The sequence below is a fragment of the Gammaproteobacteria bacterium genome (assembly GCA_013214945.1).
Classification (GTDB): Bacteria; Pseudomonadota; Gammaproteobacteria; order Enterobacterales; family Psychrobiaceae; genus Psychrobium.
This window is the reverse complement of the sequence record JABSRT010000003.1, coordinates 179,177-191,865: the sequence shown is the minus strand read 5'-3', so window position 1 is coordinate 191,865 and position 12,689 is coordinate 179,177. Positions and strand designations below refer to the sequence as shown.

Below are 12,689 nucleotides of genomic sequence, written 5' to 3'. Positions count from 1 at the left end.
CTTGAATTGGGGTTGAAGTTAAATTTAACCGCTAAGGTTAGCTAACCTTAGCAAGTTGTGACAGGTTAGTCGATCAAGTTAATACCCAACGAAGTTAACAAATTTACCGCTTCATAGCGGCAAAAACTGGCATTTTTAACCGTATTATTCTTGATATTAATGTTGTAATTTTTAGCTTGATTGAAATTTGCAGCGCTAAGGTTGGTATTATTAAATAAGCTATGGCTTAAGTCAGTATCAGAAAAATTGGCCCCTTTCAAATTGGCTTCTCTAAAATCAACATCATGTGCGCGACAGCCGGCAATGACTATTTTCTCTAAATTTAAGCCATAAAAAGAACAAGAATCAATCATGCATTGGTTAAATGTTAACGGTGAACTAAGGGCTAATCCTCGCCAGTATGCCATTGTCCAGTTGACCCCAATAACTTTACAGTCGATAAACTCAACGTCCGAAAACTTAACGTTATTGACCTCTAAATTATTGAGATTACAGTCGATGAATTGGCAATTATTAAATTCACAATTATAAAAAACAGCGGCGCTAAAGTCACATGACTTAAAGATACAATCATAAAACTCTTTGCCTGCAAGTCTCTGTTGCCCAAATTTTAATCCATTGAAGCTTTGATCATGAAAATTGTTATTGCTCGTTAAATCTTTCACTCATTTTCCCTGTAATTTTTCCTGCCATAAAGATGACTTATTTAAATCTTAATGCCCGGCTTACCGAGCTGATATTGGTTCAATAACGCGGCCAGTCATCCCGAATCAACTAGCCTTTCATTTCTATCAACAAAAATGTTGAATTAACCAGTGGCAGTTTAAGCGATAATAGACCAAGACCACAATTAAGATTGTGGCTTAATTACCAACATCTTGTGCTCGTTCTTTTGAGCAATAGCCTGAATAACCGCCCCAACTCCCGTATGGTATATTCCCTCAACCACATTGCGCTCAATCTCAGCCAAATGGATAAAGTCTAAGCCTTTAAGCTCATTGGTTAATGATTGCTTCGATTGCATAACGGCGACAGAGTTACCGCCCCCAGTACCCAAACCCACTTGCTTAGGCGTATAGGCTTCGAGTAAAAACACCCCATTAGTCTTTAATCCGCGGGCAACTTTTTGATAGAGTTTACTGCGTTGAGCTGAAGCCAAAGGAAAGAATATCGATATGATGGCGTCCCACTTATTTTCACCAAGCTCATAGTCATTTAAATCGGCATGAATAAACTCAATTTCAACCTTGTTGATTTTTGCGAGCTTTTTCGCTTTTTCAATCCCGGCCAAAGATCCATCAACCGCTGTCACTGTGTATCCCTGCTGCGCAAGAAACACCGCATTGCGCCCTTCACCTTCAGCCAAACTTAACACCTTACCTTTAGGGATAGTTGTGACGTTTTCGACTAAAAAGTCGTTCGCTTTGGTTCCGTAAGCATATTCAGGCGTACTATATCGTTGATCCCACATCTTAGTTTCCTCGTTATCGATGATGATTTAATGATACAGTCTATGCTACTACTTCAAGTCGACTTTAAGTCAAGGGCTAGTTTATGGATATAGCAAAGGTCGCTAAAATTGCTCGATTACCCGCATCAACACTACGATACTACGAACAAAGAGGACTGATAAAGTCTGCCGGGCGCCATGGGTTAAGGCGCTATTATTCGCCAGAGGTCATCGACACACTCGCCTTAATAACATTGGGGCGCAATGTCGGTTTATCGCTCGATGAGATAAGTGAAATGTTGCTACCCGATGGCGTAGAAATTGATCGTGATTTGCTGTTAGCTAAAGCCGATGATCTTGATAAGCAAATATCACAAATGATTGCGATGAGAGATGGCCTGCGCCATGCTGCCGCCTGTAAGCAAACTAATCATATGGAATGTCCAAAGTTTCTGCGCTTACTCAATATTTCAAGTAAAAAGTGGCCGCGGCTCAATAGCAAACTGTGATTAATTAGTGCTGCCTTGGCCTAAGATATTATGGCAGGGCCAAAATTGTATTTTCAATATTTTAATTTTTATGTAAAAAAAATCAACGATAACTACAAGTAATATGTCATTCATTTTTGGTATTGCAGCAAGTCATATTTTCGATTATTGTTCAGCCATTATTTTATCGGTTTGTGACCAGTTACGAGGTTTATTATGCATGAGAATCAAATTACCATTCTTGATGGTGGTATGGGCAGAGAGTTAGAAAAAAGAGGCGCACCCTTTAAGCAACCAGAATGGTCGGCACTTGCCATGATGCAAGCACCAGAGATTGTTACAGAGGTGCACCAGGCATTTATTGATAATGGCTCAGACATTATTACCACCAATAGTTATTCACTGGTGCCCTTTCATATTGGCGAAGAAGCATTTGCTAAACGTGGTTTAGCGCTAATTGAAGCATCTGGCCAAGTGGCACAAGCTGTCGCTAAAAAGTCAGCTAAAAATGTACGTGTTGCCGGTTCAATTCCTCCGTTGTTTGGCTCGTACCGTGCAGATCTTTATGTGCCTGAACGCGTCGCCGAAATTGTATCACCGCTGATTGCCGGACTAGATAACTACGCAGATTTTTGGTTGCTTGAAACCCAGAGTTTAATTTCAGAAGCCACCGCAGTTATCGAACAAATTAAGCTACGCTCAAAAGTTGAAAAATCTATTTGGGTGTCTTTTACGATTGAAGATGCAGAAGAAACAGAGCAGCCATTACTGCGCTCTGGTGAAAAAGTTGTTGATGCTGTTGAAGCAATGACTAAGCTCGGTGTTGAAGCCATTTTGTTTAACTGCAGTCAGCCAGAAATAATTGAAGAAGCGTTGATAGTCGCTAAAGCGACTTTAATTAAATGTGGTACACCAGCAATTAAGCTCGGTGCCTACGGCAATGCGTTTCCTCCACAACCTAAAGATGCTACAGCCAATGACGGCTTAGACGAGTTACGCGCAGATATCACGCCACTAGCTTATGCTAAAATGGCTCAACAATGGATAGATAATGGCGCAACCTTGATCGGTGGTTGTTGTGGCATTGGTCCAGAATATATTGCGGAACTTGCGCAAAGCTTAAAAGATTAAGCAGCCCTTATTAATGTAACTCCGTGTGCTGCAAGTTACTTTTTTATATCTTAGTTGGGGTATAAAAACTTTTCTTTGGCGCATCGAGTATTACATTGGTCGTCACCCGTTTTATCAACGGATTGGCGGCCATTAACTGCTCGATAAAAGCGTCATACTCAAGTGCGCTCGGCGCGGTTACCAACACCATTAAGTCAACGCTGCCTGTCACGTAATAAATTTGTTGAATGTTTTTCTTATCGTCTGCCCAAGCCTTAAATTGTCTTAACGCGGTATAATTGTCTCGCTCTATTTCTAGTCCAGCAAAAAAACTAATCGTGTGCGCGGTATATTGAGCATCGATCACCGCAATTTCTTGGGTGATAACCTTAGCGTCTCTTAATTTTTTTAACCGTCGTTGCACCGCTGATGCGGACAGGCCAACTTGCTCGGCGAGTTTTTCGGCCGGTAAACGGCAGTCATTTTGAATAATGTCGAGAATGTTAAGGTCAAAAGAGTCGAGTATCATGAGCGGATCTTATATTGATGTCATTGGCGTAAATTTACAGCTTAAGCAGTGCCTGCCGTTTTTCTGCAAAAACGCCATAATAACGCATAAAAGATCCTGAGATCTGTTTTATTTTGACGAGAATACTCCTTGTTTTAGCCCCATACTAGTGACATTAATTTCAAGCTCAATGTTATTCGACTATGTCTATATCTCAAGCTCAAGCTCAGCCTCATCATTATCAGCCACAAACATTAGCCCTTAATGCCGGCTTACAGCTTGATCCTAATACCCAAGCTATTTCCCCCAATGTATCGATGTCGGTTAATCATCAATTAACCCCTGGTGATGGCGGCTTCTCTGCTAATGGCTGTGGCGACTTAACGCAATTGCCTTTTTCATACGCCGGATGGACCAATCCAACGGTGCGTCAATTAGAGCAACGAGTCGCGGCGTTGGAACATTGCGATGATGGTTATGCAACGGCATCGGGCATGGCGGCCATTTCAGCGGTGTTTTTCTCATTATTAAAATCCGGTGATCATCTCATTATTGCCGACGTTTGTTATGCGGCAACCAATGAGTTGGCATTACAAATTTTGCCTTCATTTGGGATTGAGGTAAGCGCGGTTAATCTGTCAAACATAGCTGACGTTGCTGCGGCAATAAAACCTAATACTCGGCTAGTTTTTGCGGAAACCCCCTGCAACCCCCTATTAAGACTCACGGACTTGCAGGCGCTTGCTGACCTATTAAAACCACAACACATTTTATTGGCGGTCGACTCAACGTTTGCAACACCCGTTATTACTCGTCCTGCTGATTTTGGGGTCGATTTAGTCATTCATTCATTAACAAAATTCATCAATGGTCATGGCGATGCGTTAGGCGGCTGTGTGGTTGGCGAAAAAAAACTGATCGAGTCAATTCGTTCAAGAGCCGGCGTATATCTCGGGGCAGTAATTTCACCGCATAATGCGTGGTTAATTATGCGCGGCATTGAAACGCTTTATCCGCGCATGAATATGATGTGCCAATCCGCCCATCAAATTGCAACCTGGCTTGAAAACCATCCGCGAGTTAGCCAAGTTAACTACCCTGGTTTGTCTTCTCATCCGCAATACGATTTGGCTCAAAAACAAATGGATCAACCGGGCAGCGTTATCGTGTTTCAAGTCAATGATATGGATTTGCTTGAACAGCGTTTTTCGACCGAGGCCAAGATATTTTATTATGCTTTTTCAATTGGCCACCAGAGAAGCCTTGCGGTTTTAATTCGAACCGATGAACTGATGTCTGCGACCTATCGATTATCGCCAGAACAACAAGCCGATTACCTGCGCTATGCCGGTCAAGGCGTTATTCGTTTATCGATTGGTTTGGAAGCCGCCAGTGATTTGATCCAAGAGTTAACCGAAATGCTTAGATGAGTTTGCGCTTGTTTAGTGCATTTTGTTCTGGAGCACTAAATAAGTGCAGCGCCTGTGGCTGCTGCAATGGTGCTGCTATAGTGCTGGGCCAAAAACTGCCTAAGCGCTAATTTTCCAAATTACTGCGCCGACATTGAGCAACATCAGTGGCAACACTAACATAAAAACCGAAGATGCAAACATTACAATTTATATTAAGGTCATGAAATTTAACAAATTTCATACAACTTACTAAGCAATGGTAACGTCAACACCAACTGACTAACTCCGAGCACCAACATAAGTTGTTAACCGCAATATGAGTGCTTATCACTTGCCGCGTTGAAAATAATAACGGCCTTGCTTAACGCTTAATATTTCACGACCAAAGTAGTGCACGTCCGATGAGTAAGTTATTGAATTTATACTAAGACTTTAGCCGTATGTGAGGTAGTTCTTGATTAAGGTACTCTTGCCCGCTCAGGCTAACCCAGCCTAGCATGCAACAGCAACGATGCTGTTGAATATACAATCAATAAAAATAAATTAATAATGAGGAATGTTATGAAAAAGTTCATGAAAACCATTGCTGCAGGTGTGGTTCTTTCATGCAGCTCGTTAGCTGCAACCTACTCTTTTGCTGGCGAATCAGCACTAGAGAACATCCTCAATACGGGTGAATTAAAGGTCTGTTTCGAAGCGGGTTACATGCCTTTTGAAATGAAAACCAAAGACGGTCGTTTTATTGGTTTTGATATCGACTTATCAAAACATATGGCGCGTTCTATTGGCGTAAAATTTGTGCCTGTAAATACCGCATGGGACGGGATCATCCCAGCATTGCAAACCAATAAATGTGATATTATTTTGGGCGGCATGACTATTACCCCAGAGCGAAATCTTAAAGTTAATTTTTCTTCACCTTACATTGTCTTGGGCCAATCACTGTTAATTTCACCAAAATTAAAAGGCGAAATTACCAGCTATAAAGATCTTAATGACCCTAAATACACCGTCGTATCAAAACTAGGCACCACAGGTTCATCGGCTGCCAAGCGTTACATCTCTAAAGCTAAAATCGATCTATACGAGACCGCTGTCGACGCTGTATTACAAGTAACTAATGGTAAGGCTGACGCTTTCGTTTATGACTTCACATACAATGCAATTTATGGTTCTCAGCATAGCGATAAGCTAGTTCACCTCGACACACCTTTTACTTATGAGCCACTAGGCTGGGCTGTTCGTCAGGACGATCCTAACTTCCTAAACTTTTTAAATAACTATTTACGCCAAATAAAAGGCGATGGTACTTATGACCGCATGTACAACAAGTGGTTTAAGACAGATGGTTGGTTGAAAGACGTTCAATAAACACATTTTTGGTCATCTTAATCTGAGCAGCCATCATCGCTGCTCAGTTTATTAGAATAATTAAGAGAAGTAATAACATGCAGTCTAAATCTGGTCGCTGGATGGGGCACGGTATATATGCCTTATTGATGTTGACGTTGGTCGGTGCGATCTATTTATCTGGCAAAAGTATTAATTACAATTGGCACTGGGACAGATTATGGCCCTACGTCATCAATACTGAAATGCAAGATATCCCAGCCGAAAGCGATGGTACAGCACTTGTCGCTGATAACGGCACCATCACCATTGAGTTTGACAATGGTGATACCCCGCAAATTATCACCCAGTACGACAATAAACTAGTCAGTAATGGCGACTTGATATTTCAAGGCGACAGCGTTGCACAGCTTAATAATTGGCGCTTTGGTCCGCTGGCGCTCGGTTTATGGATGACCATAAAAATATCTTTCGTGTCGCTGTTTTTTGCCCTGTTGTTGGGGCTAGTCTTTGGATTAATGCGGGTATCGAACAATACCGTTGCTCGTGATTTGGCCTTTACCTACGTTGAAGTTATTCGTGGCACCCCACTGTTAATTCAAATATTTATTGTCTATTTCTTTATCGGCACCGTGCTCGATTTAGACAAATTCACGGCCGGTGTCGCTGCCCTTTCCATTTTTACTGGCGCCTATGTGGTCGAGATTATTCGAGCGGGCATTCAAGCGGTTCCGGTTGGTCAAATGGAAGCTGCGCGCTCAACGGGTATGACATACTATCAGGCAATGACCTATGTGGTGCTGCCTCAGGCGTTCAAACGCTCATTGCCCCCGCTGGCTGGGCAATTTATTAATTTAATTAAAGACTCTTCGTTGGTTTCTGTCATTGCAATAACGGATTTAACAAAAGCAGGACGAGAAGTGGTTAGTGGCAGTTTTGCCCCTTTTGAAGTGTGGTTTACTGTAGCTGCATTGTATTTATTATTGACGGGTTCGTTATCATGGGCCATTCAACTGTTAGAGAAGAGGTTATCAGCCAGTGACTAGAGAATATACCGGCGATAACATGATTGTCGCGACCCATATTGATAAGTTTTATCCTAACGGTTGCCACGCGCTTAAAGATGTTTCAGTGACCGTTAAACGTGGCGAAGTGGTGGCTATTATTGGCCCTTCGGGTTCAGGCAAGTCGACCTTGTTACGTACTTTTAACCAGCTTGAAGAAATCAGTGCTGGCAGCATAATGGTTGATGGCGTCGACATGTATGACAAAGCGACGGACATTAATCAGCTGCGTGAAAATATCGGCATGGTATTTCAAAGCTTTAACCTTTTTCCACATAAAACGGCCTTAGAAAATGTGATGCTTGCACCACTAAAAGTGGCCAAGCGTCCACTTAAAGAGGTCGAGGCACAGTCAACGTTGTTAATGAAGCAGGTCGGATTAGCCGATCGTATGAACAACTACCCATCGCATTTGTCGGGCGGCCAACAACAACGCGTAGCAATTGCACGGGCGCTCGCGATGACACCTGATTTAATGCTATTTGATGAGCCAACCTCGGCACTAGATCCAGAAATGGTTGGTGAAGTGCTCGACGTTATTAAAGGCTTAGCCAAAGTGGGAATGACCATGGTTATCGTGACTCACGAAATGGGCTTTGCTAAAGAAGTGGCTGACAGGGTCGTATTTATGGAAGACGGCGCGCTGCTGATTGATGATGTCCCAAGCAAAATATTTGATGATCCAGCACACCCTCGTTTAAAGCAGTTCTTGGCTAAGGTGTTGTAATATTACTTGGGTGATTAAGGTTCGAATATAGGTAACTATTCGAGCCTTGCCCTGTTATTGTCTTGCTCCTGCGAGCTCAGTCTCGTAATTTACTATCCAAGTTCACGCTCAAAGTTAAACATACAAGCGATACACAGCGTAAATAACAGCCTTGTTATAGACAATTGAACAGTACTTAATTTGAGTTCTAGATAGGAGGGTTTTATACCAATTTCGTTAAATTAAGGGCCCATTTATTAACGAGGAAAACGGATGAGAACAAGGCATTTATTTACGTCTGTGGTCATTCCACATAGAAAATAAATAACGCGGTTATCGTCAAGCTGATACGGATACGTGTCTCTGCTTGAAATAGATTAATTTCACAAATTAAAAGCTCACATCAAATATAGGTGCAAATAAATGAAAACAGAAATATCCGACTGCTTTAAGGATTTATATAGCGAGCTTATTCAAAAACTTATTAAAACAGGGAGGATAGGAACGGTAATTAATACTAACTTAAAGAATCAACCATACTTGAGCTTTAGTGGTATATTTGACTTAAAAATCATTAAAGAATTTGAAGATTTAGATAATTTCAAAAAACTAGTTGAACTTATAAATAAAGCTAACAGTCAAAATAAAGACGTAAAAATTGAAATTTACCCACTAATTTATGGTATTTATTCTGAGGTTTTTGATCACTTAAATAAAGTATCATTAAGTTACAAAATGCATTGTAACGATGATATTAGTAACCTAAAAATTGACGAAAGCATCTTAATAAGTTCAATATCTAATTCAGTTAGCCATGATTTAACTCAGGAAAATATAGAAAAATATATTATTATTTTTGAAAACTTGAAGATTGAAAATGAAATCTCAATTAATGAATACATTAATTTGGTAAAATTAACGAGCGAGGATGTTAATGATAAGTTTGATTGGCAGGTAAATAATTCTAAGCGTGTTTTTAGTGCAATAGAGATAGTAAGCCCTGCTTTAATTAAAAATCAATCTACACCGGTTATTCTTGGTGCCTTATTTCGATTGTATAAGAATGGCGATATTAAATATAATGGAACTTATAAAGCCTCTCTGTCAGACTAGTTGTCGCGCTTAATATTTAATCATTAAATTAAGTAGAGGGCGTGGACTAACTGTGAAACATTATTCAGCACAAAGAAAAGAATCGGCTCTTCAGAAAATGATGCCACCTAGTAATATACCGATCACCCAATTATCTATCGAGATGGGTATTGGTGAATCAACCTTGTATAATTGGCGTAAACAAGCAGTTAATAAGGGGCATCTAGTGCCAGGTAATGGAAAGAATGCTGAACAATGGTCTTCAGCAAATAAGTTCTCGGTAGTGTTGGAAACAGCGTCTTTAAATCAAGCCGAATTGGCAGAATATTGCCGTAATAAAGGCCTTTACGCAGAACAAATAGCAGCTTGGCGAAGTGCTTGTATGGATGCTAATTCCAATGTTAAGGAGCAGGAAAAAGCCTTCACCATTGAAGCTAAAAAAGACAAAAAGCAGATTAATCAATTAGAAAAAGAACTGCGTAGAAAAGATAAAGCGCTAGCTGAAACAGCTGCGTTACTGGTGCTAAGAAAAAAAGCAAATGCGATCTGGGGGGAAATCGAGGACGAATGATCCTTGACTCAGTTCGCGTTCAAGCGGTTGAATTAATTACTGAGGCTGTTGCTTCTGGTGCGGCAAGGTTTAAAGCCTGTGCCGAGCTTGAAATCAGCGTTAGAACTTATCAGCGGTGGATTGTTGATGGGAATATAAAAACAGATGGTAGGCCGAATGCCCAGCACCCTGAGCCGAAAAATAAGCTGTCAAAATCTGAGCGAGACAATTTACTGGCCGCCGTCAATAGTGACGACTTCAAAAGCTTGCCACCAAGTCAAATTGTCCCTGCACTGGCTGATAATGGTATTTATATTGCGTCTGAATCGACATTTTATCGTGTTCTTCATGAAGAAAAGCAGCAAAACGCTCGCGGGCGTAGTCAGATAAAAGAAAGAAAAGCGCCTACGACACATTGTGCTACAGGGCCAAACCAGGTGTGGTGTTGGGATATCACTTGGCTACCGGGCCCCGTAAAAGGGCTGCATTTTTATCTGTATTTGATATTAGATATATTTAGTCGAAAGATTGTTGGGTGGGAAATTCATGATGATGAATCAGCAGAAAATGCGTCGACATTAATCAGAAAGACCCACTTAAAAGAAAGTGTTAGAGATAATCCGCTTGTGCTGCATTCGGATAATGGTAGCCCGATGAAAGGCTCCTCAATGCTTGAGACCCTTTATAGTTTAGGCGTAGCATCGTCATTTAGTCGTCCTCGCGTGAGCAATGATAATGCCTACGCCGAGTCGATTTTTAAAACGTGCAAATATAGGCCTGATTATCCTTATAAAGGATTTTTAACAATAGATGAAGCACGTGATTGGGTATTGAAATTTAGCCACTGGTATAACTTCAACCACAAACATAGCGGCATCAAGTACGTCACTCCTCATCAAAGACATTCGGGGTTGGCGGACGCAGTGCTAACAAACAGAAAAGAAGTTTATCGACGTGCTAAGGAACGCAATCCTGAGCGTTGGAGCGGTGACACCCGAAATTGGGATTTACCGCAAGATGTGCACCTAAACCCTGAACGAGAAATCGTCAAAGTTGAGAGTGCATAACGTAGTGATCGCGACAACTAGTTTGACAAACACCGAAAGAGGGTAAACATTTTTATAAGGGCAAAGTATACTTATCCGACTCAAACTCCTCTGAAAGTGATTATAGAGAGCATACGCCTTATGTTCAGCACGATGCATGGCAACTTTATACAATAAAATCCTTAGAATCAGAAAAATTCTCTGACTATATATCTAAGTATATTACCCCTATGCATAATTTTGAATATAGTTGTCACATGTACAATATGGTTGCCTCATCCGCTCTTCAACTAAAAATTCCTTTACTTTTTTTTGTGATTGAGTCTTTCTTTTCCGATGTGCAATCAGAAGTGTCATTCAGAGTTCCTCTTTATATTACAAATTTACTTAATGAGGACGATAATTTTAGAGGTACGCTTAAAAAACTATATGATGTTAGATCTAAGGTAGCTCATGGGGACTTAAAAGAGGCTGATAAAATCATATCGAAGTTATATAAAAATGGAAATTTAAGTAGCAGTGGATTTTCAGGAGCAACAATTTATTTAGATAATATTGTAAATAGACTATGGATAAGGTTGCTCGATCTTAATTGGAATCCTGCTAAATCAGCAGAACTAATTACGCCTTATTTAATTGGTCATAAGAATAACTAGTTTGGTATCCTTAGGTGCTTATCTTGGCAATATTTTTTGCTCATAAAAAAGCACTAGCCTGACTGTATGCACAGTGGTATAGCAATTTTAGAGCTACTGCCTAGTTTCTAGGGACACGTATCCGGATCAACTTGGGTTATAGTTTGTTTAAACAGTCAAGAATGATCAGTTAACTATAGGAGTTGGTCTTAACACGTTGAACAAGGGGCGAATGCTCTTAAACTAACTATCAGAGATTCAAATCAAGTAGTTTTTTATCATCAACTTCTAACCAGTAACAAGCTATCACCGCCCCTTTTATCTTATTATTTTTGCGCACTGACTCCCATCAAATGCTCAACCTTTACCACGCGCTTAAAACCAGCGGCTTTAAGCCGACGAATAACGCCGTCAACAAAACTGCTGCCTTTCTTTACGACATGTGGGTTGCCGGTGTAATGGAAAAGCCGTCCGTCGCGACGTAACACCCGAAAGATCTCGCTATAGAACTCTTCACTATAAAGCTCGCCGGCCAGCGAAAAACGCGGTGGATCGTGAATAACCGAATCAAAGGAGCTATCGGCCATGGTGGTGATCAACTCAAAGCTGCTGCCCTGACGTTGCACAATTCCCTTTTTGCCTAAATCTTTTGACCAAGGATTTTGCGCACGTACTCCCATTACCGATGAGCTCAGCTCAATAGTAAGCACTTCGCTGGCGCCTAATCGGTGAGCAGCAATGGCCGCATAACCCAGTCCGCTGCAACAATCGAGTACCTTGTCGCCACTGCGCACCGCCTGTTGCGCCATTTCAGAAGCACTAACAAAAGGGTCGGTGCCCTTTGATATATGCATTTTTACACCACTAATTTCCAGCAGCGGCGATCCGTCGGTAGGAACAAGCTTGTAGTAACCAGCGCTGCGATCTTCAATCGGATCCATCTCGCCGTCAGTACAAAGGTATATTCGCTGGGTCTTCTTAACGATTTTTTTGAGTTCGCTAATCGAAAGTAGGTTGTCTTCGTCAAGTACTAGGCCTTGATCACTGATGGCAAAGTCCTGCTCGGTAATATTGAGATCAGCAGAAATTCGGACACTGGACTGGCCTTTGGCGATGGCCTCCAGCGCCTGTCGAGCATTTGTGGTATGAAGGTAGTACTCAAGCATATAGTTCGTCTATCTCGTTAAAAATACAGCCACTATTATACACTTTTGCGTTAGACAGGCTTAGTTAAATAGATCATTTAAGTGCATTGTTAATGCATCAGAGTGCTGGTCA

Annotated in this window: 13 protein-coding genes; 9 read left to right on the top strand and 4 right to left on the bottom strand. The window is 41.2% G+C overall.

Going from position 1 to position 12,689, the window contains the following annotated elements; genetic code table 11:
- Window positions 1-65: 65 nt before the first annotated feature.
- Window positions 66-665 (bottom strand): pentapeptide repeat-containing protein, encoded by a 600-nt coding sequence (locus HRU23_02895; GenBank protein NRA53070.1) that lies wholly within the window; start codon window positions 663-665, stop codon window positions 66-68.
- 185 nt (window positions 666-850) lie between these two features.
- Window positions 851-1,471 carry a class I SAM-dependent methyltransferase gene (locus HRU23_02890; protein NRA53069.1) on the bottom strand — a complete coding sequence of 207 codons (621 nt, stop codon included), beginning with the start codon at window positions 1,469-1,471 and terminating at the stop codon, window positions 851-853.
- 83 nt (window positions 1,472-1,554) lie between these two features.
- On the opposite strand from HRU23_02890, the gene HRU23_02885 reads away from it, so the two are divergent.
- Both HRU23_02885 and HRU23_02880 read left to right on the top strand, forming a co-directional pair.
- Entirely contained in the window at window positions 1,555-1,959 is a 405-nt protein-coding gene (locus tag HRU23_02885) for a helix-turn-helix domain-containing protein (protein NRA53068.1), read from the top strand.
- 195 nt (window positions 1,960-2,154) lie between these two features.
- Window positions 2,155-3,069, top strand: a complete 915-nt coding sequence (locus HRU23_02880; GenBank protein ID NRA53067.1) for a homocysteine S-methyltransferase family protein — start codon at window positions 2,155-2,157, stop codon at window positions 3,067-3,069.
- Window positions 3,070-3,112: 43 nt separating this feature from the next.
- On the opposite strand, the gene HRU23_02875 is transcribed toward HRU23_02880, so the two are convergent.
- Window positions 3,113-3,577 (bottom strand): Lrp/AsnC family transcriptional regulator, encoded by a 465-nt coding sequence (locus HRU23_02875; GenBank protein NRA53066.1) that lies wholly within the window; start codon window positions 3,575-3,577, stop codon window positions 3,113-3,115.
- Between the two features lie 182 nt (window positions 3,578-3,759).
- Here HRU23_02875 and HRU23_02870 point away from each other — a divergent pair, with 182 nt between their 5' ends.
- The 7 genes from HRU23_02870 to HRU23_02840 all read left to right on the top strand — a co-directional run bounded on the left by HRU23_02870 (window position 3,760) and on the right by HRU23_02840 (window position 11,432).
- Window positions 3,760-4,986: an aminotransferase class V-fold PLP-dependent enzyme gene (locus tag HRU23_02870; GenBank protein NRA53065.1), complete on the top strand. Its 1,227-nt coding sequence runs from the start codon at window positions 3,760-3,762 to the stop codon at window positions 4,984-4,986.
- Window positions 4,987-5,529: 543 nt separating this feature from the next.
- The gene (locus HRU23_02865; GenBank protein ID NRA53064.1) at window positions 5,530-6,339 is read left to right on the top strand and encodes a transporter substrate-binding domain-containing protein; all 810 of its coding nucleotides are present in this window, start codon (window positions 5,530-5,532) and stop codon (window positions 6,337-6,339) included.
- Between the two features lie 77 nt (window positions 6,340-6,416).
- Window positions 6,417-7,364, top strand: a complete 948-nt coding sequence (locus tag HRU23_02860; GenBank protein ID NRA53063.1) for an amino acid ABC transporter permease — start codon at window positions 6,417-6,419, stop codon at window positions 7,362-7,364.
- Window positions 7,365-7,383: 19 nt separating this feature from the next.
- On the top strand, window positions 7,384-8,109 hold the full coding sequence (locus HRU23_02855; protein ID NRA53062.1) for an amino acid ABC transporter ATP-binding protein: 726 nt from the start codon (window positions 7,384-7,386) through the stop codon (window positions 8,107-8,109).
- Window positions 8,110-8,511: 402 nt separating this feature from the next.
- Window positions 8,512-9,201, top strand: coding sequence for a hypothetical protein (locus tag HRU23_02850; protein NRA53061.1), 690 nt, complete (start codon window positions 8,512-8,514; stop codon window positions 9,199-9,201).
- A 52-nt stretch (window positions 9,202-9,253) separates the two neighbouring features.
- A protein-coding gene (locus tag HRU23_02845; protein ID NRA53060.1) for an IS3 family transposase occupies window positions 9,254-10,797 on the top strand; the annotation gives its coding sequence in 2 pieces (ribosomal slippage) (window positions 9,254-9,719 and window positions 9,719-10,797; 1,545 coding nt in all).
- A gap of 236 nt (window positions 10,798-11,033) precedes the next feature.
- Window positions 11,034-11,432 carry a hypothetical protein gene (locus HRU23_02840; protein NRA53059.1) on the top strand — a complete coding sequence of 133 codons (399 nt, stop codon included), beginning with the start codon at window positions 11,034-11,036 and terminating at the stop codon, window positions 11,430-11,432.
- Between the two features lie 305 nt (window positions 11,433-11,737).
- On the opposite strand, the gene HRU23_02835 is transcribed toward HRU23_02840, so the two are convergent.
- Window positions 11,738-12,577 (bottom strand): methyltransferase domain-containing protein, encoded by an 840-nt coding sequence (locus tag HRU23_02835; protein ID NRA53058.1) that lies wholly within the window; start codon window positions 12,575-12,577, stop codon window positions 11,738-11,740.
- Window positions 12,578-12,689: the final 112 nt, after the last annotated feature.